At 72.9% G+C, this 23,335-nt stretch carries 19 protein-coding genes; 8 read left to right on the plus strand and 11 right to left on the minus strand.

The window, feature by feature from the left end:
- Positions 1-234 precede the first annotated feature (234 nt).
- The 3 genes from ACFUK0_RS14995 to ACFUK0_RS15005 all read left to right on the plus strand — a co-directional run bounded on the left by ACFUK0_RS14995 (position 235) and on the right by ACFUK0_RS15005 (position 3,649).
- Positions 235-1,560 carry a polysaccharide lyase family 1 protein gene (locus ACFUK0_RS14995; protein WP_380250030.1) on the plus strand — a complete coding sequence of 442 codons (1,326 nt, stop codon included), beginning with the start codon at positions 235-237 and terminating at the stop codon, positions 1,558-1,560.
- A gap of 123 nt (positions 1,561-1,683) precedes the next feature.
- The gene (locus ACFUK0_RS15000; protein ID WP_380250032.1) at positions 1,684-2,787 is read left to right on the plus strand and encodes a pectinesterase family protein; all 1,104 of its coding nucleotides are present in this window, start codon (positions 1,684-1,686) and stop codon (positions 2,785-2,787) included.
- A 28-nt stretch (positions 2,788-2,815) separates the two neighbouring features.
- A complete protein-coding gene (locus ACFUK0_RS15005) occupies positions 2,816-3,649 on the plus strand; it encodes a rhamnogalacturonan acetylesterase (RefSeq protein WP_380250034.1) in 834 nt (277 codons plus the stop codon).
- 28 nt (positions 3,650-3,677) lie between these two features.
- Here the strand turns inward: ACFUK0_RS15005 and ACFUK0_RS15010 are convergent, their stop codons facing one another.
- Positions 3,678-4,826, minus strand: a complete 1,149-nt coding sequence (locus ACFUK0_RS15010; RefSeq protein WP_380250036.1) for a hypothetical protein — start codon at positions 4,824-4,826, stop codon at positions 3,678-3,680.
- 68 nt (positions 4,827-4,894) lie between these two features.
- On the minus strand, positions 4,895-5,824 hold the full coding sequence (locus ACFUK0_RS15015; RefSeq protein ID WP_380250038.1) for a 5-dehydro-4-deoxyglucarate dehydratase: 930 nt from the start codon (positions 5,822-5,824) through the stop codon (positions 4,895-4,897).
- 354 nt (positions 5,825-6,178) lie between these two features.
- Between ACFUK0_RS15015 and ACFUK0_RS15020 the strand changes: the two genes are divergently transcribed.
- Genes ACFUK0_RS15020 through ACFUK0_RS15040 form a run of 5 tightly spaced genes read left to right on the plus strand, consistent with a single transcriptional unit; the run spans position 6,179 to position 11,337 of the window.
- A complete protein-coding gene (locus ACFUK0_RS15020; RefSeq protein ID WP_380250040.1) occupies positions 6,179-7,123 on the plus strand; it encodes a carbohydrate ABC transporter permease in 945 nt (314 codons plus the stop codon).
- Positions 7,124-7,176: 53 nt separating this feature from the next.
- Complete coding sequence (locus ACFUK0_RS15025) at positions 7,177-8,034, plus strand: carbohydrate ABC transporter permease (protein WP_380250042.1); 858 nt, start codon at positions 7,177-7,179, stop codon at positions 8,032-8,034.
- A gap of 38 nt (positions 8,035-8,072) precedes the next feature.
- Positions 8,073-9,380 (plus strand): ABC transporter substrate-binding protein, encoded by a 1,308-nt coding sequence (locus ACFUK0_RS15030; RefSeq protein WP_380250044.1) that lies wholly within the window; start codon positions 8,073-8,075, stop codon positions 9,378-9,380.
- Between the two features lie 5 nt (positions 9,381-9,385).
- Entirely contained in the window at positions 9,386-10,546 is a 1,161-nt protein-coding gene (locus tag ACFUK0_RS15035) for an enolase C-terminal domain-like protein (RefSeq protein WP_380250046.1), read from the plus strand.
- Positions 10,546-11,337 (plus strand): NAD-dependent epimerase/dehydratase family protein, encoded by a 792-nt coding sequence (locus ACFUK0_RS15040; RefSeq protein WP_380250048.1) that lies wholly within the window; start codon positions 10,546-10,548, stop codon positions 11,335-11,337. Before ACFUK0_RS15035 ends, ACFUK0_RS15040 begins: the two co-directional genes overlap by 1 nt.
- A gap of 12 nt (positions 11,338-11,349) precedes the next feature.
- On the opposite strand, the gene ACFUK0_RS15045 is transcribed toward ACFUK0_RS15040, so the two are convergent.
- The 9 genes from ACFUK0_RS15045 to hpnC all read right to left on the minus strand — a co-directional run bounded on the left by ACFUK0_RS15045 (position 11,350) and on the right by hpnC (position 23,300).
- Entirely contained in the window at positions 11,350-12,765 is a 1,416-nt protein-coding gene (locus tag ACFUK0_RS15045; RefSeq protein ID WP_380250050.1) for an aspartate aminotransferase family protein, read from the minus strand.
- Positions 12,755-14,665 (minus strand): 1-deoxy-D-xylulose-5-phosphate synthase, encoded by a 1,911-nt coding sequence (dxs, locus tag ACFUK0_RS15050; RefSeq protein WP_380250052.1) that lies wholly within the window; start codon positions 14,663-14,665, stop codon positions 12,755-12,757. Before dxs ends, ACFUK0_RS15045 begins: the two co-directional genes overlap by 11 nt.
- A gap of 81 nt (positions 14,666-14,746) precedes the next feature.
- Positions 14,747-15,775, minus strand: a complete 1,029-nt coding sequence (gene hpnH, locus ACFUK0_RS15055; RefSeq protein WP_380250054.1) for an adenosyl-hopene transferase HpnH — start codon at positions 15,773-15,775, stop codon at positions 14,747-14,749.
- A 2-nt stretch (positions 15,776-15,777) separates the two neighbouring features.
- Positions 15,778-16,488 (minus strand): 1-hydroxy-2-methyl-2-butenyl 4-diphosphate reductase, encoded by a 711-nt coding sequence (locus ACFUK0_RS15060; RefSeq protein WP_380250056.1) that lies wholly within the window; start codon positions 16,486-16,488, stop codon positions 15,778-15,780.
- Positions 16,485-18,434, minus strand: a complete 1,950-nt coding sequence (gene shc, locus ACFUK0_RS15065; RefSeq protein ID WP_380250058.1) for a squalene--hopene cyclase — start codon at positions 18,432-18,434, stop codon at positions 16,485-16,487. Before shc ends, ACFUK0_RS15060 begins: the two co-directional genes overlap by 4 nt.
- A gap of 217 nt (positions 18,435-18,651) precedes the next feature.
- Complete coding sequence (locus ACFUK0_RS15070) at positions 18,652-19,605, minus strand: polyprenyl synthetase family protein (RefSeq protein WP_380250130.1); 954 nt, start codon at positions 19,603-19,605, stop codon at positions 18,652-18,654.
- A gap of 224 nt (positions 19,606-19,829) precedes the next feature.
- Positions 19,830-21,263, minus strand: a complete 1,434-nt coding sequence (hpnE, locus tag ACFUK0_RS15075; RefSeq protein WP_380250060.1) for a hydroxysqualene dehydroxylase HpnE — start codon at positions 21,261-21,263, stop codon at positions 19,830-19,832.
- 178 nt (positions 21,264-21,441) lie between these two features.
- A complete protein-coding gene (hpnD, locus tag ACFUK0_RS15080) occupies positions 21,442-22,299 on the minus strand; it encodes a presqualene diphosphate synthase HpnD (protein WP_380250132.1) in 858 nt (285 codons plus the stop codon).
- Between the two features lie 41 nt (positions 22,300-22,340).
- A complete protein-coding gene (hpnC, locus tag ACFUK0_RS15085) occupies positions 22,341-23,300 on the minus strand; it encodes a squalene synthase HpnC (protein WP_380250134.1) in 960 nt (319 codons plus the stop codon).
- Between the last annotated feature and the right edge of the window lie 35 nt (positions 23,301-23,335).

A 23,335-nucleotide genomic window follows, 5' to 3' on the forward strand; every position in this document is an offset into this window, starting at 1 on the left:
GCCCCGCACTTCACGTGCGGGGCGCCGCTTTTGCATGCCCGCCCAACTTATTGACAGGACCGAGCCGGGCTCTCTAGTGTCCGGCCATGGATGCGACCAGAGTTCATACTCATGAACCTGGATGGCGGCGGACCGCCGCCCGCACCACGCCCTGGCGCGACCACCCGCGCACCGCCCCCGCATCCGGCGCCCGCGCACCACGCGCCGCATCCCTCCAGGACGAGGAGCCCAGCCATGCGCGTCTCCCGATCGATCCGGCCGGCCGGCACCCTGCTCACCGCCACCGCCCTCTGCCTCGGCCTCGCCGTCGTCTCCGCACCCGGCGCGGCCGCCACCACCGGCACCGGCCACGCCGTGCTCGGCGCCAAGGACGGCTGGGGCTCGGCCACCACCGGCACCACCGGCGGCAGCCGGGCCGACGCCGCACACACCGTGACGGTCCGGACCCGGGCGCAGCTGGTCGCCGCACTCGGCGGCACCAACTCCACGAACGGTTCCAACGCCACCCCGAAGATCATCTACGTCGCGGGCACCATCGACCTCAACTCCGACGACTCCGCCAGGCACCTGAGCTGCGAGGACTACAGCACCGACGGATACACCCTGGCGGCCTACCTCGCCGCGTACGACCCCGCGGTCTGGGGCACCGCGGCGGTGCCCTCCGGTGCCCAGGAGGACGCCCGCGATGCCTCGCAGAAGATCCAGGCCGACAAGGTCCAGATCAACGTGGGGTCCAACACCACGATCGTCGGCGTCCACGGCGGCCGGCTGCTCGGCGGCGGCCTGATGGTGAAGAACGTCGACAACGTCATCATCCGCAACCTCACCGTCGAGGACGCCGCCGACTGCTTCCCGCAGTGGGACCCGACCGACGGCGCCACCGGCAACTGGAACTCGGAGTACGACGCCGTCGCGCTCTACAACGCCACCCATGTCTGGGTGGACCACAACACCTTCACCGACGGCGCCAACCAGGACTCCGCCCAGCCGCTCTACTACGACCGGCCGTACCAGGTCCACGACGGCCAGCTGGACATCACCAAGGGCGCCGACCTCGTCACCGCGTCCTGGAACGTCTTCAAGGACCACGACAAGACCAACCTGGTCGGCAGCAGCAACAACTCGCCCGTCGACTCCGGCCACCTGCGGGTCACCTTCCACCACAACTTCTGGCAGAACACCGTCCAGCGCTCGCCCCGGGTGCGCTACGGCCAGGTCGACGTCTACAACAACTACTACGCCCCCGAGTCCGGGGACTTCGAGTACGCCCTCGGCGTCGGCAAGTTCTCGCAGATCGTCGCCGAGGCCAACTACTTCAGGCTGCCCTCCGACATCGCCGCCGCCAAGCTGATCTACAACTGGGGCGGTACCGCGCTGACCGACTCCGGCAACCTCGTCAACGGCAGGGCCACCGACCTGATCGGCGCGTTCAACGCCGCCAATCCGACCACGCCGCTCGCCGCCGGCGCGGGGTGGACGCCCACCCTGCGCGCCCAGGTCTCCCCCGCCCGCGCCGTCCCGTGGCTGGTCAGCGCCCTGGCCGGAGCCGGCCGCCTCTGATCCGCCGCTGGTCCGGCCGTGACCGGCCCCTGATCCGCACCGCCCCCACGGGCCCCGGCGCACCCACCGCGCCGGGGCCCGCCCCCGCCCGCCCGGCACCCGCCACCTCCAGGGAGAGCCGCCATGCCCCTGCCCCGCCGCAGCGTCCTGCTGGGCGCCACCGCCGCCTTCAGCCTCGCCCTGACCGGCCCCGCCCGGGCCGCTGCGAAGCCGCCCTTCGGCCCGTACGGCTCCCCGGCGGCCCGCCGCGACTCCCGTACGTCGTACGTCGACCCGGCCGGACGCGGCGACCACCGCACCCTGCAGGCGGCCGTCGACGCGAGCACGCCGGAAGGCGGCTGGACGATCGTGCTGGCTGCCGGGACGTACCGGGAGCGGGTCCTCGTCCCGCCGTCCCGCCCGTCCCTCACCCTGCTCGGTGCGACCGGCCGGCCCGCCGACACCGTGATCGTGCACGACACCGCCGCCGGCACGCCGAAGCCCGGCGGCGGCACGTACGGGACGACCGGCAGCGCGAGCGTCACGCTGCAGGCCGACGGCCTCACCGCCCGTGACCTCACCTTCGCCAACGACTGGCTGCGCGCCGCGAATCCCACCGTGACCGGCACCCAGGCCGTCGCCGTGAAGGTCACCGGCGACCGCTGCGCCTTCCACAACTGCCGCTTCCTCGGCCACCAGGACACCCTCTACGCGGACTCGGCGAACCTGGCCGCCTTCGCCCGGCAGTACTTCGACCGCTGCTACGTCGAGGGCGACGTCGACTTCGTGTTCGGCCGCGCCACCGCCGTCCTGGACCGCTGCGAACTGCGCACCCTCAAACGGGACGTGACCTTCACCCCGGAGGGCTTCGTGTTCGCGCCCAGCACCGCCCGCGCCAATCCGCACGGGTTCCTGGCGCAGCACTGCCGGTTCACCAGCACGGCCGCCCCCGGCGCCTTCCGGCTCGCCCGCCCCTGGGTGCCGAGCAGCGACCCCACCGCCCACCCGATGCTGACCGTCCGCCGGAGCACGATCGGCGCCGGCATCAACGCCCCGGCGCCGTACGCCGACATGTCCGCCTCCTACCCCTGGCAGCAGCAGCGCTTCGCCGAGTACGCCAACGACGGGCCGGGCGCGGTGGTCACCGTCCCGGCCGAACGGCCCCGGCTGACCAGGGCGCAGGCCGCGCTGCACACCCGCGAGACCTACCTGACCGGCAGCGACGGCTGGACCCCCTGGGCCTGCTGACGCCTCCCACCGAATCGGAGACCGACCCATGACCGCACTCAGCCGACGCCGGTTCGCCGCCGTGGCCACCGCCGCACCGCTGCTCGCCGCGCTCCCCCTCGCCGCTGCCGGGAGGGCCGAGGCGGCGGGCCGCCGGACGACCGTGTTCGTGGCCGGCGACTCCACGGCCTCCGTCTACGCCGGCGACCTCGCGCCCAGGGCCGGTTGGGGCCAGGCCCTGCCGGTGTTCGCCGCCCGCGGCCTCGCCGTCGACGACCGGGCCCTGTCGGGGGCGAGCTCGAAGAGCTTCGCCGACCTCGGGCTGCTGGACGCGCTGCTCGCCGACATCCGCCCCGGTGACCGCCTGCTGGTCTCGTTCGGGCACAACGACGAGAAGACCGGCGACCCGGCCCGGGGCACCGATCCCTACACCACCTACCAGGAGTACCTGGGCCGTTACCTCGACGGCGCCCGCCGCCGGGGCGCCCTGCCGGTGCTCGTCACCCCGGTCGAACGCCGCCGCTTCGACGGCGCCGGGCACGCGTACGCCTCGCACGGCGCCTACCCGCAGGCCATGCGGGACCTGGCCGCCCGGGAGCAGGTCCCGCTGATCGACCTCCAGGCGTTGAGCCTGGCCCGCTGGGAGGCGCTGGGGGCGGCGGCGACCGAGTCCTACTTCCTCTGGTCCGCGGCCGGGGAACTCCCCAACTACCCGGACGGCGTGGCGGACAACACGCACTTCCAGGCCCACGGCGCGATCGAGGTGGCCCGGCTGGTCGCACGCGAGCTGCACGGGCAGCGCCTGCTGCCGACCGGCAGCCTGCGCCGGCTCGGCGACCGGCACATCACGGCCGCCGAGCTGCACTGGCCGCCCGCCGCCTGACCGCCCGCCGGGGCCGCGCTGCGCACCCTCAGCCGAGGGCGCGGAGCGCGGCCGCCGTCTTCCGCAGGTCGTCGTCGGACGCCAACCCCGCGTGGTAGAGCCGCAGTTCGGTGGCGCCCTCGGGGGCGTACAGGCCCGCCGGGTCGCCGCCGGCGCCCGCGACGATGCCCAGGTTGGCCGCCAGCACGGCGCCCGCGGGGAGCAGCGGCGCGGCTCCGGCCACCAGCGGCGCCGGGACGACCAGGCCGTCCGCGAATCCCAGCACCCGGTCGACCTCCACCCCGCAGTTGGCGCCGGTGTGGTGCGTCACCGGGTCGGCGTGCAGCAGGATCCGGAATCCCGGCCCGGCGGCGGCCCGGACGGCCTCGACCGCCGTCCGCTGGAACGTGTACGCCGCCGCCGCGCGGTGGGCGAGCGCCGCCCCGGCCGGGCAGGCGCCGAGCAGCGCCTCGATCCGTTCCCGCTCGCTGCCGCCGGACGGCTCCTCCCCGCCGCGCCAGAGCGGCTCCAACGCCGCCCGGACGCCTGCCCGCAGCGCGGCCGGGTCGGTGCCCGCGCCGGCGTAGCCACGCTCGCAGGAGTCGCAGAAGCAGAGCGACATCAGGTACTGCCCGACCGGGCCGAGCGGCACTCCGGCGATCTTGTCGTGGGCGTGCAGGTGCGCGAGCCCGTACCAGCCGCAGGACTCCAGCTCCACACCTCCCACTCCCGGCCGCACCGCGGCCTCGGCCGCCAGCAGCGCGCCGTACTCGACCACCTCCGGCTGCGCGACGCAGAGTGCCCACGGGTAGCGCTCGCCGTAGGCGTTGCGCACCGTGATGCGCGGATTCTCGGCCCCGAGGCGGGAGTTGTGGGCGAGCACCACCCAGGCGTGCACGTCGATCCCGGCCGCCGCCAGGGCCGACCGGGCGGCTTCGAAGGGGTCGGGCCCCGGCACCCAGCCCTGCTCGTAGGGGCGCAGCGCCCGCCCGCGCCAGCGGGCCCGGTCCGGCGGGTAGTAGACGGCGGAGTGCCGGGCGGTGACGATCCGGGTGTCCGGATGGCGCGGGGTCAGCGCCCGGGTGGAGTGGTAGGCGGCCGCGAGGGTGGCCTGCTGGACGCCGAGCGCGGCGAGGCGCTTCGGGGCGCCGGGGTCGCCGACGACGTCCCACGGGTAGAGGAAGGCGGAGCTGCGCACGGCCGGGTCTCCTGGATCGGGAGGGGACGTGGGCGCCGGGGCCCGGCGCCCACGTGGGGCGGTCCTGCTCAGAGCAGGGTGCGGGCCCGCTCGATGAGTTCGGCGAGCTGTGCGATGTGCTCGGGCGCGGCCTCGGTGAGCGGGGAGCGGACGGTGCCGACGTCGAGGCCGTCCATCCGGACGCCAGCCTTGACCAGCGAGACGGCGTAGCCGCGCCCCTGGTTGCGCAGCTCGACCAGGGGCCGGTAGAAGCCGTCCAGCAGCCGGTTGACGGTGTCGTCGTCGCCGCTGCCGAGCGCCTTGTGGAAGGCCAGGGCCAGGTCGGGGGCGAAGCAGAAGACGGCCGAGGAGTAGAGGGTGATGCCGATCCCCCGGTAGGCGAGGCCGGTGAGTTCGGCGGTCGGCAGGCCGTTGAAGTAGCGGAACGGCAGTCCGGGGCGGGCGGTGCGGACGGCGGAGACGATCCGCTGCATCCGGTCGAGGTCGCCGATGCCGTCCTTGAGTCCGACGATGTTGTCGACCGCGGCGAGCCGCACGACGGTTTCCGGGTCGAACACCGCGTTGTCGCGCGCGTAGACGATGATCTCCAGCTCGGTGGCCCCGGCAATAGCGGTGTAGTGCCGCAGCAGGCCCTCCTGCGAGGGGGTGATCAGGTACGGGGGCAGGGCCAGCACGCCGTCGGCGCCCGCCCGTTCGGCGCGGGCCAGGAACTCCAGGGCGAGCGCGGTGCCGTGGCCGACGCCCGCCACCACGGGGACGGCGCCGGCGGCCTCCTCGACGGCGGCGGCGATCACGCTCTCGTACTCGTCGAGGCCCAGCGCGTGGTACTCGCCGGTGCCGCAGGCGGCGAAGACCGCGGCGGCGCCGTGGTCGATGCGGGACCTGACGTGGGCCCGGAAGACCGGGATGTCGATGCTGCCGTCGGGCGCGAAGGCGGTGACGGGGAAGAAGAGGAGGCCGTCGAGGCGGTCGACGAGGGACGCGGCGATCTCTGGCATGGCGGGCGCTCTCCGGGTTCGGTGGGAGGGTGAGGGTTTCTGGGGATGACAGCGTTATACATCATTCTGATTGCTGGACACATCTATGAACGCCGAACTGGCCAAAGCTCCCTCGATCTCCCGGTTTTTCCGGGCAGTGACAGGGGGTTGACGGCGGGACAGCGCAAACCTAGGGTGTCCAAGCATGTGAACCCTGTCCATGAGCGTGTCGAATCATGGCAGTTCCCCGAGACACCGTCACACCCCCCTGCGCCCACCGCACATCGCCGTGCCGAGCTGCCGACCCCGCTGCCGAGCCCCTGCCGTAGGGGCCCCGGCTCCCGTGGAACCGGCCCGAGAGGAGGCGAGCTCACCGTGGCTCTCGCCGACAGGACCACCGTCAGGCCGCCCGCGCCCGGGCCACCACCCGCCGGGCAGCGCGGCCCCCGCCTGCGCCGGGCCCTCGCCCCGTACGCGCTGATCTCCCCGACCGTGCTGCTGCTCGCGGTCTTCCTGCTCATCCCGGTCGGCAGCGTCGTCTACTACGCACTCCAGCACCACGTGGTCAACGAGCCGTACGACGACGCCTTCGTCGGCCTCGGCAACTTCCGGACCATGCTCGGCGACGACCGGTTCTGGAGCAGCCTGGCCTTCTCCGCCAAGTGGGTCGTCGCCGAAGTCCTGCTGCAACTGCTGCTCGGGCTCGCCCTGGCGCTGATCGTCAACGAGACCTTCGTCGGCCGGGCGATGGCGCGGGCACTGGTCTTCTCGCCCTGGGCCGTCTCCGGCGTGCTGACCACCAGCATCTGGATGCTGCTCTACAATCCGGCCACCGGCGTCTTCCACTACCTGTCCGAGATCGGCGTCGGCAACGCGGGCACCTCCGTGCTCGGCAACCCCGACACCGTCTTCGGTGCCGCCGTGACCGCCGAACTCTGGCGCGGCGTACCGTTCTTCGCCATCCTCATCCTCGCCGACCTGCAGTCCGTGCCCAAGGAGCTGTACGAGGCGGCGTCGATCGACGGCGCCGGCCGGGTGCGCAGCTTCCTGCACGTCACACTCCCGCACCTACGCGACGCGATCGTGCTGGCCACGCTGCTGCGCTCGGTCTGGGAGTTCAACAACGTCGACCTGCTGTACACCCTGACCAACGGCGGCCCGGCCGGCGCGACCACCAGCCTCCCGCTCTACGTCGCCCAACTCGCGCGCAAGTCCTACGACTTCGGGTACGGCTCGGCACTCACCACAGCGGCGTTCGTGATCCTGCTGTTCTGCTCGGTGCTCTACCTGCGGCTGAGCAAGTTCGGCCGGCAGCGGTGAGCGGCCTGCAGCACGCCCCCCTTGCCCGGACCACCCCCGTGGAGAGCCCCGCCGTGACCACCGCCACCGCCGTCCTCCCACCGGCCGCCGCCCGCCGGGGCGAGCTGGGCAGCCGGATCCTGCGGCTGTTCCTCCCGCTCGCCCTCTACCTGGTCTTCACCGTCGTCCCGTTCTACTGGATGCTGCTGTTCGCGCTGCGCCCGGCCGGGTCCACCTCGCTGGTGCCCTGGCCGGTCACGCTGGAGCACTTCGGCACCGTCTGGAACGACATGGGCTTCCGGGTCTACTTCCAGAACAGTGTCTGGATCGCCCTGCTCACCCTGCTGTTCGTCACCTTCTTCGCCCTGATGGGCGGCTACGCCCTCGCCAGGTTCGAGTTCCGCGGCCGGCGGCTGTTCATGCTGGCGCTGCTCTGCACGCAGTTCGTACCGGGCGCGATGATGCTGATCCCGCTCTTCAACATCTTCCAGACCTTCGACCTGATCAACTCCCGATGGAGCCTGATCATCGCCGAGACGACCTTCCAGCTCCCGCTGGCGATGATCCTGATGAGCGGCTTCGTGCGGAACGTCCCGGTCGAGCTGGAGGAGTCGGCGATGGTGGACGGCTGCGGGCGGATCCGCGCCTTCCTCGCCGTGGTGCTGCCGCTGCTGCGCCCGGGGATCGTCGCCGTCGGCTCGTTCGCCTTCATCGGCAGCTGGAACAACTTCCTCTTCGCGCTGATGTTCCTCAACGACCCGGAGCTGCAGACCGTCCCGGTCGGGCTGCAGACCACGATCGGCGAGAACACCGTGGACTTCGGCGCGCTGGCCGCAGGCGGGGTGGTGGCCGCCGTCCCCGTCGTCCTGGTCTTCGCGGTCGTCCAGAAGTACCTCGTCCAGGGCATGAGCGCCGGCGCCGTCAAGGGCTGAGCATCCCCCACCCGTCACCCACACGTCAGGACCAAGCCATGTCGAGCACCCTGCGCACCACCGCCGCCGCCCTCGCCGCCCTCGGGCTGCTCACCGCCTGCAGCTCCACCGGATCGTCCGCCGACTCGGGCGGCGGTGCGAAGGTCACCATCACCTACTGGGACAACAACGCCGGCCCGGCGAGAACGCCGCTGTTCCAGCACCTGATCGACGACTTCGAGAAGGCCAACCCGGACATCACCGTCAAGTACGTCGGCGTCACCAGCTCCGAGGTCGGCGAGAAGTACAACACCGCCATCGCCTCCAACAGCACCCCGGACGTCGGCGGCGTCACCACCGCGCTGCTCGCCTCGCTCACCGCGCAGAAGGCGCTCGCCCCGCTCGACGACCTGTACGCCAAGAGCGCGCTGAACGGGAAGATCGCCGCCAACTTCCTCGCCACCTCGAAGGCCGCGAGCGGCGGCAAGGGGCTGTTCCAACTGCCGTCCTCCGGCAACCAGGACGTCATCTGGTACCGCGCCGACAAGTTCAAGGCCGCCGGTCTCGCAGCGCCGAAGACCTGGGACGAACTGTTCGCCGACGCCGCCAAGCTGACCGACAAGGGCGCCAACCAGTACGGCTTCACCATCCGCGGCGGCTCCGGCGCCGGGTTCCAGGTGCTCTCGGAGGCCTACGCCTACTCCGGGCTGGCCGAGATGTTCGACGCGAGCGGGAAGTCCACCGTCGACGACCCGAAGAACGTCGCCCTGATCGAGAAGATCGCCGCGCAGTACAAGACCACCACGCCCGAGGCCGACGTCTCCAACGCGTACCCGCAGATGATCGCCCAGTTCCAGGCCAACCAGGTGATGATGGTGCACCACAACCTGGGCTCCACCAGGGACGTCAGGACGGCGCTCGGCGACAAGGTGGCCGGGTTCCTGCTGCCGGCCGGCCCGGACGGCACCAGCGTGCTGGCCAACCCGGTCGACGGCTTCGGCCTGTTCAAGAACTCCAAGCACCAGGCGGAGGCCTGGAAGTTCATCGAGTTCCTCGACTCGCACGCCTCCAACAGCTACTGGAACGAGAACGTCGGCCAGATCCCCGCCAACACCGAGGCGTACGCCGACGACTGGTACACCAAGTCGGGCATCACCAAGGAGGCCGGCGACCTGCTCAACGCGTCCGGCACCAGGCTCGTCCAGCCGCCGGTCTACCTGCCCCAGTACTCGAAGATCACCAAGACGGACGCCGAGCCGGCGTTCCAGAAGGTCCTGCTCGGCAAGATGTCCGCGGCCGACTTCGCCAAGGGCATCGCGGACGCGCTCACCAAGGCCCAGGCCGACTTCAAGTCCAAGAACGGGTGAGCCGGATGACCCCGACGATCGAACGCATCGAGGTGTCGCTCTTCACCACCGTCGCCCGGACGGCCGTGGACGCGCACGGACACCGCCACCCCTCCCCCGCCCACGAGGTGCGGGAGGCGCTGCTCACCGTCACCGACACCGACGGTGCGGCGGGCCGCGTCCTCGTCCAGCCCGACCACCTGCGGACCGCCGTCCTCGACAAGCACATCCGCCCGGCGCTGCTCGGCCAGGACCCGCTGGAGCGCGAACGGCTCTGGACCTCGCTGGCCCGCCGCCAGCGCGGGGCCCACGGCGGCCTCACCGACCGCGCGCTCGGCTTCGTCGACCTGGCCCTCTGGGACCTCGCGGGCCACCGCGCCGGCCTGCCGGTCTGGAAGCTGCTCGGCGGCGCCCGCAGCAGCGCCCCCGCCTACGCCTCCACCATGTGCGGCGACACCACGCCGGGCGGCCTCGCCACCCCCGCCGACTTCGCCGCCTTCGCCGTCCGGCTCGTCGAACAGGGCTACCGGGCCATCAAGCTGCACACCTGGATGCCGCCGGTGCCCGGCGCGCCGTCGGTGGCCCTGGACATCGCCGCCTGTACCGCCGTCCGCGAGGCGGTCGGCCCCGGCATCGACCTGATGCTGGACGCCAACCACTGGTACTCCCGGACCGAGGCGCTCAAACTCGGCCGCGCACTCCAGGAGTTGGACTACTACTGGTTCGAGGAGCCGATGGAGGAGGCCTCGGTCTCCTCCTACCGGTGGCTCGCCGACCAGCTGGACATCCCGGTGATCGGCCCGGAGACCGCCTGGGGCAAGAACTTCACCCGCGCCGAGTGGGTCACCTCCGGTGCCTGCGACATCCTGCGCACCGGCACCACCGACGTCGGCGGCATCACCCCGGCCGTGCGCACCCTGCACCTCGCCGAGGCCTTCAACATGGACTGCGAGGTGCACGGCAACGGCTCCGGCAACCTCGCCCTGCTGGGTGCCACCACCAACGGCCGCTGGTACGAACGCGGCCTGCTGCACCCGCAGTTCGACTTCGACGAGGTGCCGCCGCACCTGAACTCCGTCATCGACGCGATCGACGCGGACGGTATCGTGCGGTTCCCCGACCGCCCGGGCCTGGGCGACGACCTCGACCTCGACCACATCAAGACCCACACCGTCAGGACACTGTGATGCCCCCGACCATCCTGCTCACCGGCGCGGCCGGCGGCGTCGGCACGCTGCTGCGCGAACTGCTCCCCCCGTACGGCTACCGGCTCAGGCTCGCCGACCTGCTGCCGGTCGAGGGGGCCGAGGACGCGCTCGCCTTCGACCTGCGGGACGCGGCGGCCGTCCGCGAGGCCGTCCACGGGGTGGACGCCGTGGTCCACCTCGGCGGCATCTCGCTGGAGGACTCCTTCGGCGCCATCCTCGGCAGCAACATCGAGGGCCTGCACCACCTGTACGAGGCCGTCCGGCTGGAGGGCGTGAAGCGCGTCGTCTTCGCCAGCAGCAACCACGCCGTCGGCTTCACCCCGCTGACCGGCGAGGGCCTGATCGGCACCGACGTCCCGCCCCGGCCGGACACCTTCTACGGGCTGTCCAAGGTCTTCGGCGAGGGCCTGGCCTCGCTCTACGCCGACAAGTACGGCGTGGAGACGGTCTCGATCCGGATCGGCTCCTGCTTCCCCCGGCCGCGCTCGCCCCGGATGCTCGCCACCTGGCTCAGCCCGGCCGACTGCGCCAGGCTGGTGCACGCCGCCCTGACCGCGCCCGGGGTCGGCCACACCGTCGTCAACGGCATCAGCGCCAACACCCGGGCCTGGTGGGATCTGTCCTCCGCCCGGGCGCTCGGCTACGAGCCGCAGGACGACGCCGAGGCGTACGCGGCGGAGGTGACCGCCCAGCACGGCGAACTCGACCCGGGCAGCGCCGACGCCCGGCTGCTCGGCGGGTTCTTCACCACCGTCCAGCCGCCCGCCTGAGCCCGCCGGCCGTCAGCGGCTGCCGACCGCCTGCCTGACCAGCGTCCGCCCGAAGTCCCACATCAGGCCGCTGCCCCGGTGGGCGTCGTCCATCACGTCGGTGAAGGCGTCGACGAAGCGGTCCACGTCCCGCTCGGTGACGGTCAGCGGCGGGATCAGCTTGATGACCTCCAGGTGGTCCCCCGAGACCTGGGTGAGGATCCTGTGCCGCTGGAGCAGCGGCACCACCACCATCTGCGCGAACAGGCCCTTGCGGGCCGCCTGCAGGGCCGTCCACCCGGTGCGCAGTTTCAGCGACTTCGGCCGGCCGAACTCGATGCCGATCATCAGGCCCCGGCCGCGGACCTCGGCCAGCAGCTCGTACCGGTCGGTCAGCGCGGCGAGCCGCTCGCGCAGCAGGTCGCCGACCCGGCGGGCGTTCTCGACCACCTTCTCCTCGCGCAGCACGTGCAGCGTCGCCAGGCCGGCCGCCATCGCCTGCGCGTTGGACCCGAAGCTCGCCGAGTGGACGAGGACGCGGTCCATCGAGGAGTACACCTTCTCGAAGATCCAGCTCTTGCCGATCGTCGCACCGATCGGCACGTAGCCGCCGGAGAGCGCCTTGGCCGCGCAGACCAGGTCCGGCAGCACCCCCTCCTCGTGCTGGTAGGCGAAGAACTCGCCGGTGCGGCCGACACCGGTCTGCACCTCGTCGCAGATCAGCAGCGCCTTGTGCTCGTGCAGCAGGCTCTGCGCGGCGCGCAGCCAGCCGGGCGGCGGCGCGTGCACGCCCTTGCCCTGGATCGGCTCGACGATCAGCGCCGCGACGTCCCCCTTCTTCAGCTCGCGGGCCAGCGCGCCGAGGTCGCCGAGCGGGATCGCGGTGTCGGGCAGCAGCGGGTCGAAGCCCTTGCGGAAGCCGCTCTCGCCGTTGACGGAGAGCGAGCCCGCGGTCAGCCCGTGGAAGGCGTGGTCGCAGTAGAGGACGCGGCGCCGCCCGGTGGCGTACCGGGCGAACTTCAGCGCCGTCTCGACGGCCTCGGTGCCGCTGTTGCCGAAGAACACCCGGTCCAGTCCGGGGGTGTGCGCGAGCAGTGCCTCGGCCAGCAGGCCGGGCAGCGGCGGGCAGTCGAAGCGGGTGAGGTCGGGCAGGTCGAGGTCCATCACCTGCTGGACGGCGGCCCGGACGACGGGGTGGTGGCGGCCGAGCGCGAAGATGCCGAACCCGGCCAGCATGTCCAGGTACTCGTTGCCCTCGGCGTCGTAGAAGTACGGGCCCTCGGCGCGCTCGTAGTACTTGTCGAAGCCGATGGTGTGCAGCATCCGCGGCAGCTGCGGGTTGAGGTGGCGGCTGTGCAGCTCGTAGCGCTCGGCGCCGCGCTCGGCGAGCAGGGCGGCGAGGTCGAAGCCCGGTTCGCTCCGGTGCGGGTCGGTGGGGTCAGCCGGCATGGCGCTGGTCCGCTCCTCGGGTCGGTAGCAGGTGCTTGGCGATGGCTGCGGTCTGGGCGGCCACGCCGGTGCCGGTGAGGCCGATCTCCTCCAGGATCTCGCCGCGCGAGGCGTGGGCGAGGAACTCCTGCGGGATGCCGAGGACGCGCAGCGGCGTGTCCACCCCGGCGTCCCGCAGCGCCTGGGCGACGGCCGCGCCGACGCCGCCGGCCCGGCCGTTGTCCTCGACCGTGACGACCAGCCGGTGGGCGGCGGCGAGGCCGGGCAGCGCCGGGTCCACCGGCTTGACCCAGCGCGGGTCGACGACGGTGCTGGTGAAGCCCTCGGCGAGCAGCAGGGCGGCGGCGTCCAGGCAGGCGGGGGCGGTGGTGCCGACGGCGACCAGCAGGATCTCCGGGGCCGGGCCGGTGCGCTGGAGCACGTCGATGCCGCCGATCCGCTCGACGGCGGGGATGGCGGGCCCGGTGTCGGCCTTCGGGAAGCGCACGACGGTGGGGGCGTCGCCGACGTCCAGCGCCTCGCGCAGCTGGGCGCGGAGCTGGTCGGCGTCGCGCGGGGCGGCGAGCCGCAGGCCCGGGACGACCTGGAGGACGGACATGTCCCACATGCCGTTGTGGGAGGCGCCGTCGGTGCCGGTGACGCCGGCCCGGTCGAGCACGAAGGTGACGCCGAGGCGGTGCAGCGCGACGTCCATCAGGACCTGGTCGAAGGCCCGGTTGAGGAAGGTCGCGTAGACCGCGACGACCGGGTGCAGGCCGCCGGTGGCCAGGCCCGCCGCGCTGGTGACGGCGTGCTGCTCGGCGATGCCGACGTCGAAGATCCGGTCGGGGTAGGCCTGCGCGAACTTCGCCAGTCCGACGGGCTGGAGCATCGCGGCGGTGATCGCGACGACGTCGGGCCGCTCGGCGCCGACGGCGAGCATCTCGCTGCCGAACACGGACGTCCAGGAGGTGCCGGCACTGGGCGAGATCGGCAGGCAGGTGTACGGGTCGATCGGGCCGACGGCGTGGAAGCGGTCGGCCTCGTCCAGTTCGGCGGGGCGGTAGCCGCGGCCCTTGACGGTCAGGCAGTGCACGATGACGGGCCCGCCGAAGCCGCGGGCCTGGCGCAGCGCCTGCTCGACGGCGGCGGTGTCGTGCCCGTCGATCGGGCCGAGGTACTTGAGGCCGAGGTCCTCGAACATGCCCTGCGGGGCGAACGCGTCCTTGAAGCCCTTCTTGGCGCCGTGCAGCGCTTCGAAGATCGGCTGGCCGACCAGCGGGGTGCGCTGCAGGGCGCCCTTGCCGAGGGCGAGGAAGCGTTCGTAGCCCTGGGTGGTGCGCAGTGTGGAGAGGTGGTGGGCGAGCCCGCCGACGGTCTTCGCGTAGGAGCGCTCGTTGTCGTTGACGACGATGACGAGCGGGCGGTCCTGCGATTCGGCGATGTTGTTGAGGGCCTCCCAGGCGAGGCCGCCGGTGAGTGCGCCGTCGCCGATCACGGCGACGGTCTGCCGGTCGTGCTGGCCGAGCAGCTGGGCGGCCTTGGCGAGGCCGTCGGCGTAGGCGAGGGCGGTGGAGGCGTGCGAGTTCTCCACCAGGTCGTGCTCGGACTCGGCCCGCGAGGGGTAGCCGGAGAGCCCGCCCCTGGCTCGGAGCCGGCTGAAGTCCTGCCGGCCGGTGAGCAGCTTGTGGACGTAGCTCTGGTGCCCGGTGTCCCAGACGATCCGGTCGTACGGGGAGTCGAAGACCCGGTGCAGGGCGATGGTGAGCTCGACGACCCCGAGGTTGGGGCCGAGGTGGCCGCCCGTCCGGGTGACGGCGTCGATCAGGAAGTCGCGGATCTCCTCGGCGAGGACGGGAAGTTCGGCGGCCGGCAGGTGTTTGAGGTCGGCCGGCCCCTTGATCGTGGACAGCAGTGACATGGTTTCACCTCGGTACTGGGCTGACCGGTGGGGCGGGGGCGGCCCGGCACGAGCGGGTGGGGTGCCCGTGCCGGGCCGGTGTCAGTGCCCGCGGTTGGCGGCGATGGTCTCGCGGGCCGCCCTGATCGACTCCTTGAGCGAGCCCATGGTCGCGAGGACGGCCGTCGGCTCGTAGCCGCAGTGCGCCATGCAGTTCTCGCAGCGCGGGTCCTTGCCGCGGCCGTACTTGGCCCAGTCGGTCTTCTCGATCAGCTCGCGGTAGGTCGGGACGTAGCCGTCGGACATCAGGTAGCAGGGGCGCTGCCAGCCGAACAGCGAGTAGTTCGGGATGCCCCAGGCGGTGCACTCGAAGTCGACCTTGCCCTCCAGGAAGTCCAGGAAGAGCGGGCTGTGGTTGAGGCGCCAGCGGCGCCGGTTGCCGCCGGCGAAGGTCTTCCGGAAGAGCTCCCGGGTCTGTTCGACGCCGAGGAAGTGCTCCTGGTCGGGGGCCTTCTCGTAGGCGAAGGCCGGGGAGATCATCATCTCGTCGACCTTGAGCTCGTCGTTGAGGTAGTCGAGCACCTCGATGATGGTCTGCGGGGTGTCGGTGTTGAAGAAGGTGCTGTTGGTGGTGACCCGGAAGCCGCGCCGCTTGGCCTCCTTGATGGCCTCCACCGCCTCGTCGAAGGTGCCGTCCTTGGCCACCGAGGCGTCGTGCCGCTCACGCAGCCCGTCGATGTGCACGGTGAAGGTGAAGTACGGCGAGGGGGTGAACTTGTCCATCTTCTTGCGCATCAGCAGCGCGTTCGTGCAGAGGAAGACGTACTTGCGGCGCTCCACGAGCTGGCGGACGATCTCGTCGATCTGCGGGTGCATCAGCGGCTCCCCGCCCGCGATGGAGACCATCGGCGCACCCGACTCCAGGACCGCGCCGACCGCCTGCGCGACCGGCATGCGCTGCTTGAGCACTCCGGCGGGGTGCTGGATCTTCCCGCATCCCTCGCAGGCGAGGTTGCAGGCGAACAGTGGCTCCAGCTCGACGATCAGCGGGAACTTCTCCCGCCGCTTGATGAGCTTCTGCTGCATGAGATAGGTGCTGACCCGCACGGTCTGGCGCAGCGGCATTGCCATGACTAGCTCGCCTCCTGAGGGAGCGTCGAGGATGTGGGGTGGGTGCGGTGGAGCTCGGCCGGAGGCCGGCAGGTCTGCCGGTGCCAGTCGACGAGGGCGGGCACGGCGGCGCGCAGCGTACGCCAGGCGCGCAGTCCGGCGGGCAGCGTGCCCGGCCGGATCAGCTCGCGTTCGGGGGTGTCGACGACCACCCGCAGGACCGCCGCGGGCAGCGCCCCGCCCTGGCCCGCGGCCGGGCGGAGTTCCTGGAGGCGGGCCAGCACGGCGGCGGCCTCCATGTCGACGGCGAGTGCCCCCTGCGCGTGCAGGGCGCGGCGCTCCAGCCCGCGCACGACGTGGTCGGCGGTGTGGTGCACACCGATGTGGGTGGTCAGGCCCCTGGAGCGCAGGGCCTCGGCGAGGGCCGGGCCGGAGTCGATCGCGAAGAGGTTGCCCTCGGCGTCGCGCACCCCGTTCGCGACGATGACGTCGCCGGGCCTCGTTCCCGGCGCCACCGCGGCGCCGAAGCCGGCGACGACCAGCCCGCCGTATCCGTCGGGGGCCGCCGTCAGCAGCTGTCTGACCACGAGTCCGGCCCGGCGCCGGCCCATGCCGGTGCGGACCAGCACCGGCGGTCCGCCGGCCGCTCCGGACCAGTCGCCGCCGCGCAGCGCCCAGACCTCCGGGCCCAGGGCGCAGAGCACCAGCAGCGGGGCGGGGTTCGCGGATGTCATCGGGCCGCCCCGATCCCGGCCGCCGCGCCCGCCGGGCCGGCTCCGGCGCCGAGGGCGGGGTTGCCGTTGACGTAGCGGCCGAGCGCGGTGACGGGGAAGACCAGCCGGTAGAGGTGGTAGTTGATGGAGAAGTCCCACGGGAACCCGGTGCCGGTGAACTGGGGTTCGTCCCAGGTGCCCTCCGGCAGCTGGGTGCGGACCAGCCAGTCCACGCCGCGTTCGACGGCGGGGTTGGCCCGGCCGTCGGGGCCCTCGCCGGCGGCGAGCAGGGCCATCAGGGCCCAGGCGGTCTGCGAGGCGGTGGAGTCGCCGCGCCCGGCCCAGTGCTCCGGGTCCTCGTAGGAGCGCATGTCCTCGCCCCAGCCGCCGTCGGCGTTCTGCCGGTCCTCCAGCCAGGCCACGGCCCGGCGGACGGCCGGGTGCCCGACCGGGACGCCGGCGGCGGTCAGCGCGGGCAGGACGGAGCCGGTGCCGTAGATGTAGTTGGTGCCCCAGCGGCCGAACCAGGAGCCGTCGGCCTCCTGGTTCTCCAGCAGCCACCGGACGCCCCGGCGGGTGCGCGGGTCGTCCGCCTTGCCGACCTCGGCGAGCATCTCGACGACGTGCGCGGTGACGTCGGCGGACGGCGGGTCGACGACCTCGCCGAAGTCGCAGAACGGCAGCTTGTTGGGCAGCGTGCTGGTGTTGTCGACGTCGAAGGCGCCCCAGGCGCCGTTCTTGGACTGCATGCCGAGGTTCCAGTCGACGGCCCGCTCGACCGAGCCGGCCACCCGGCCGGGGTCGGGGTGGGCGACCCGGCGCAGGGCCAGGACGACCTCGGCGGTGTCGTCGATGTCGGGGTAGTTGTCGTTCTCGAACTCGAAGGCCCAGCCGCCGGGGGCCAGCGAGGGCCGCTGCACGGACCAGTCGCCGCGCCGGGTGATCTCCTCGCCGATCATCCAGTCGACGGCGGAGACCAGGGCCGGGTGGTCGGCGCCGACGCCCGCGTCGACCAGTGCGATGGTGGCCAGGCAGGTGTCCCAGACCGGGGACTGGCAGGCCTCCAGCCAGCGCTTGCCGTCCTCGGTGTGGACGGTGAAGCGGTCGAAGGCGGCGAGCCCGGCCTGCATGACCGGGTGCTCCAGTTCGTAGCCCTGCAGATGGAGGGCGATCAGCGAGTAGACGGCCGGGGGCTGGATGCCGCCCCAGCAGCCGTCCGCCTCCTGCCGCTCGACGATCCAGCGGGCGGCCTGGGCGAGGGCGGTGCGGCGCAGCGGGCGCAGGGCGCGCCGGTGGTAGGCGTGCAGCAGTTTGTCGAGGCGCTCGAAGAGGCCGTCCCAGGTGGTGGGCGGGGCGAGCGGGCGTTCGGGGAAAGGATTCGCCGGGTCGGTGTGCAGCTCGGCCAGGGTGAAGGGGGCGGGGCGCACCGGGCGGTGGGCGGACACCACCGTGAGCGGGACGATCGTCTGCCGGGCCCAGCAGCCGAAGGCGTAGATGTTCAGCGGCAGCCACTTGGGCAGGAACATGATCTCGGGCGGCATCTCGGGCAGCCGTTCCCACGGCCACCAGCCGAACAGGGCCAGCCAGATCCGGGTGAACACCCGGGTGGCGGCGATCCCGCCGTTCGCGCGGATGTGCCGGGCGGCCGCCTGCATGTGCGGGGCGCCGGGCTCGTCCCCGGCGAGTTTGAGGGCGACGTAGGCCTCGACCGTGGTGGAGAGTTCCGGCGGGCCGCCGTAGAAGGTCGACCAGGTGCCGTCCTCGCGCTGCTGGGAGCGGATCCACTCGGCGGTGGCCTTGGTCAGTTCTTCGTCCCGGATGCCGAGGAACTGACGCAGTAACAAGTCCTCGGCGTCCATCGTGACGTTGGTTTCCAGGTCACCCTTCCACCAGCCCTCCGAGCTCTGCAGGGAGAGCAGGTGGGTGCTGGCGCGACCCAGGGCCTCCTTGGCGGAGGCGGCCCCCACCAGTGGTGCAGTGGCAGTGGGCTCATCAGCTTGTCGGACCGGTTTTTTCCCGTCGGCCTCCCACCGCGCGGCGTTCGCGGGTGGCAGGGGCGGGGCCGCAACCGGCGCCTGGTGCCCGTTCAGGCGTTCAGGCGCCGGTGGGTGCTCGCCCACCGCGACCGGCTCGGAATCGTACTCAGGGTCGAGCCGGCCGTCCGCAGTTGCTGTCAACTTGACGTCACCTCTCTCGTACCACCACGAATTCGGCGAGTGCGACGAAGTGCTCGCGCACCCCGTCGGACATGGGCACCTCGTCCAGAGCGGCGAGGGCAGTCTTGTGCTGGCGGCGGGCCTCGTCCTGGGTCCAGGAACGGCCGCCGGCCTCCTCGATCAGTGCGGCCCGGGCGGCGAGCTGGGGCTCGCTCTCCTCGCCGCGGCCCTCCGGGTCGGCCAGCTCCTCGGCGAGGCGCCGCGAGGCGGCGTTGCCCTCGGCCAGTGCGGCGGCGACCGGCAGCGACTTCTTGCGCTGGCGCAGGTCGCCCCAGTGCGGCTTGCCGGTGACCTCGGTGGCGCCCCAGATGCCGAGCAGGTCGTCGACCGCCTGGAAGGCCAGGCCGAGGTGGTGGCCGTAGCGCTGGAGCGCGTCCGAGGTGCGCTCGTCGGCGCCGGCCAGCACCGCGCCGATCGCGGCGGCGGCGGCGAGCAGGGCCCCGGTCTTGTTGCCCTCCATCTCCAGGCACTCCTCGACGGTGACGAGGTCGCGGTGCTCGAAGGAGAGGTCCTGGGCCTGGCCGTCGATGAGCTTGCGGGTGGCCGTGGTGATCAGCCGCACGGCGCGCGCCGCGTCGGTGGCGCTCGCGCCGCCCGTCACGGCGGCGTCCAGCAGCACCTCCGTGCCGAGGGTCGCCAGGGCGTCGCCGACCAGGATCGCCTGGGCCGGGCCGAAGACCGTCCAGGCGGTGGCCCGGTGCCGTCGGGTCTCGTCACCGTCCATCAGATCATCATGGAGCAGCGAGAAGTTGTGCACCAGTTCAACCGATACCCCGCCGGGTACGCCGACCTCGGCCGGGGCGCCCACGGCCTGCGCCGAGAGCAGGGCCAGCGCGGGGCGGACGGCCTTGCCGCTGTCGCCCTGGACGGGCGTGCCGTCCCGGTCGATCCAGCCGAAGTGGTAGGCGGCCACGGTGTCCATCGGGGGTGCCAGCCGGGCCACCGACGCGCGTAGCGGTGCGGCGCAGAGCGTGCGGGCCCGGGCGAGCAGCTCGGGCACCGAGACCGGCTCGGCCTGCGCCGTGCCTCCGACGGCGGTGCCGATGCGTGACTCCACGTACGTTCCCTCTCCCTGGTGGTGCCGGGCCGTACTGGACGGCCGGGTGATTGCTTCGTCGGCGGCCGCTGCGCGGCCGGCGGCCGGGGTCACCGCGGCCACCGTCCGTCGCCCCGGTCGACCGGCCGGTGTGCCCCGTCCCCCAGGGCGGCGTCGGCCGCGGCGTGCCCGCTGCGCACCGCGCCCTCCATGGTCGCGGGCCACCCGGTGGCCGTCCACGAGCCGGCCAGCAGCAGGCCGGGGATCCTCGTCCGGGCGGCCGGGCGCAGGGCCGCGGTGCCGGGGGCGGGATCGAAGGTGGCGGTGCGCTCACGGGTCACGAAGAAGTCGAGCACCTCGGCGCCGGCCGCGGCCGGCAGCAGTCGCTCCAGCTCGGGCAGGTAGCGGGCGCGCAGGTCGGCGACGGGCAGGTCGATCTCGTCCTGGACGGCGGACTGCGAGAGCGCCAGGTACTGGGCGCCCGGGTGGGCCCGGCCCGCCCCGGACGCGGCGAGCCCGGAGTGCGCGGTGCGGTCGAAGACCCACTGGACGGGCGAGCCCAGGGCGGCGAAGAACGGGCGGCGCAGCACCTTGCGGTCGTAGACCACGTGCACGTTGAGGATCGGCGCGGTGCCGAACTCCGCCAGCCGCCGCTGGCCCTCGATCGCGTCCGGCGGGAGCAGGGCGGCGGCGCTGTCCTGGGCACCGGCCAGGACGACGGTGTCCGCGGTGAGCAGCTCGCCGCCGTCCAGGCGTACGGCGTGCTGCGCGGCGGGCTTGACCTCCGCCACCCGGGCGCGCAGCAGGACGCGCACTCCGGCGCGCTCCAGCTCGGCGAGCGCCGCGTCGTGGTGGATGGCGCCCATCGGGACGGCCGCCATCCCGATGTCGGAGGCACCCGGGTCGGAGAGCAGGCCGGTCTTGAACACCTTGGCGGCCAGCGCCAGCGACACCTGGTCGGCCCTGGCGTTCAGGGTGGCCACACCCACCAGGTCCCACATCGCGGCGAGGGTGGCCGCGTTCTGCCCGTTGCGCCGCAGCCAGTCACCGAACGAGATCTCGTCCAGCGCCGGGTCGGCGAGGTCGAGGCCCTTGAGCGCGAGCGCGGCCCGGACCACCCGCAGGCGGTCCACGGCGCCCAGGTGCGGGTACGTGGCGAGGCTGCCGGCCAGGTGGAGCGGGACGGGCAGCGCGGAGCGGCGCAGCCGGCCCAGGGTGCGGCGGGTGGTCGCACCGGTGCCCGAGACGCCGAGCACGGGTACGTCCAGCCGGGGCTGGAGGTCGACCAGGCCGCCGGCGCCGAGCCGGTCCACCAGGCCCCGGTAGGCCGTGCAGCAGCGCAGGTAGACGTGCTGGCCGTTGTCGACGGTCAGCTCGCCGCGTTGGAAGGAGAAGGCGAGGCCGCCGAGCCTGGGCCGGCCCTCGACCAGGGTGACCCGGTGGTCGGCCTCGGCAAGGCGCAGCGCCGCGGTGATGCCGGCCAGACCGCCGCCGACGACGACGGCGGTGGGCCGGGTGGTGGCAGCGGCCGGTCGCGCGCTCATCCGCCCTCCCCCCTTTCGTCGGTGCAGCCTACCCACGTGATCGGCGCGGACACGGCCGGCGCCGAACTGATCCGCACGAAAACCGTCCGGGTGCGGACGGCTGCCCCGGACGCGGTCACAGCGGATCCGCCCAGGCGTGATCCGGTGCTGACAAAGCGTGACATAACTGGCGCGAGAATCAAGAACGCCCTCCGGCGAGCCCCGACAGTGCCACGTATGCCTTCTCCCAGCCCGGCAGCGACACCCGGCGGCTCAGCACCGACTCGGGGTCGGCGGCGATCCGGCCCAGCAGGCGGTGGTAGATGCCGGCCATCGCGGCGGTGCAGGCCCGGCTGCGCCGGTCCAGCATCGGGAGCAGCCGCAGCCCCTCCTCGAAGGCCTCCTGCGCGCGGGCCGCCTCGAAGGCGACCAGCCCGGTGAAGTCCGCGCCGACCGGGGGCCGGGACAGCGCGAAGCCCTGTTCGCAGCCGAACCGGGCGAGGTCCTCGGCGGGCAGGTAGGTGCGGCCGTTGACGGCGTCCTCGCGCAGGTCGCGCAGGATGTTGGTGAGCTGGAGCGCGAGGCCGAGGGTGTCGGCGTACCGGGCGCCGAGCACCGGGTCGTCGCAGCCGTACACGCCGAGCGAGAGGCGGCCGATCGAGCCGGCCACGCACCGGCAGTAGACCTTCAGCTGCTCGTAGGTCTGGTACTCGGCGCCCTTGAGGTCCATCTCGACGCCGTCGATCAGCTCGTCGAAGCCGTCGAGCGGGATCGGGAAGCGCCGGGCGGCGTCCGCCAGGGCGACCTTGATCGGGTCCGTGTCGTCCTGGTCGACCGCGCCGGCGCGGATCTCGTCCAGCAGCTCGCGGGTGCGCAGCAGCTGGTCGGACTTGCGCTCGGGTGGCAGTTCGCCGTCGCCGATGTCGTCGACCCGGCGGGCCAGGGCGTAGAGGGCGGACATGGCCAGCCGCTTGGGCTCCGGCAGCAGCCGGATCCCGTAGCTGAAGTTGCGGGCCTGCAGGCCGGTGACGGCCTCGCAGTACCGGTACGCCGCCATGACCTGCGCCGACGCCAGTGGTGATGCCGCCACTCGGGCGTTCACCTTCCCTTCGCGAAGAGTGCCGCCGCCTTCACTGCGAGGCGGCGCTTGTCAGGCTTCGGCTGCTGGGCGAGTACGTCGTGGCCGGCGGCCTCGATGGCTGCCAGCGCCGCGTACCCGCCGGCGGTGAATCCCGCCAGGAGCAGTCGAAGCCTCCCCCGAACCGTACCTACCAGCGGCGCGCCGCGGTCCAGCAGGGTCCGGGCCCGGTCGGCCTCGAAGGCGATCAGCTCCCGGACGGCGCCGCCCGCGGTCGGGGCGGCCAGGTCCTCCTCGGTGACGCCGAAGCGTGCGAGGTCCTCGGCGGGGAGGTAGATCCGGCCGCGGGCGAGGTCCTCGGCGACGTCCTGGAGGTGTTCGACCACCTGGAGGGCGGTGCAGACCGCGTCCGACAGCTCGGTCCGTTCGGGGGTGGAGACGCCGGCGATGGCGAGCACCAGGCGGCCGACCGGGTCGGCCGAGAGGGTGCAGTAGCCGGCCAGGTCCTGGTAGGTGGCGTAGCGCGCGGTGGTCTGGTCCACCCGGTTGGCCTCGATCAGCCGGCGGAACGGCTCGGGGGTCAGCCCGTGCCTGCCGACCAACGGCACGAGGGCGCGCATCAGCGGGTGGCGCGGGGCGCCGTCGGCCGCCGGGGCCGTGCCGGGGCGCAGGGCGCTCTCGAAGGCCCGGTCGAGGTCGCGCTCCAGACCGTCGAGCAGCGCGAGCCTGAACTCGGTGCCGTCGGGCTCCCCGGCCGCGGGCACGCCGAGCAGCCGGGCGACGCCGGCGGGGTCGGCGAGGTCGCCGTCGCCCGCGTCGTCGACCAGCCGGGCGTAGCCGTACACCGCCATCAGGTCGGTGCGCCAGGCGGCGGGCAGGAAGAACGGGGCGACCGGGAAGTTCTCCAGGTCCGCCTTGTCCAGCGTGACCCCTGCCGCCTGGTCCGCGGATTCACTGCTCGGTTGGGCCGTAGCCGACACTGCTGTCACTCCCCCGTTCTACACCGACCGGACGA

Origin of the sequence: Kitasatospora sp. NPDC057223 (genome assembly GCF_042669755.1) — a bacterium.
GTDB lineage: Bacteria > Actinomycetota > Actinomycetes > Streptomycetales > Streptomycetaceae > Kitasatospora.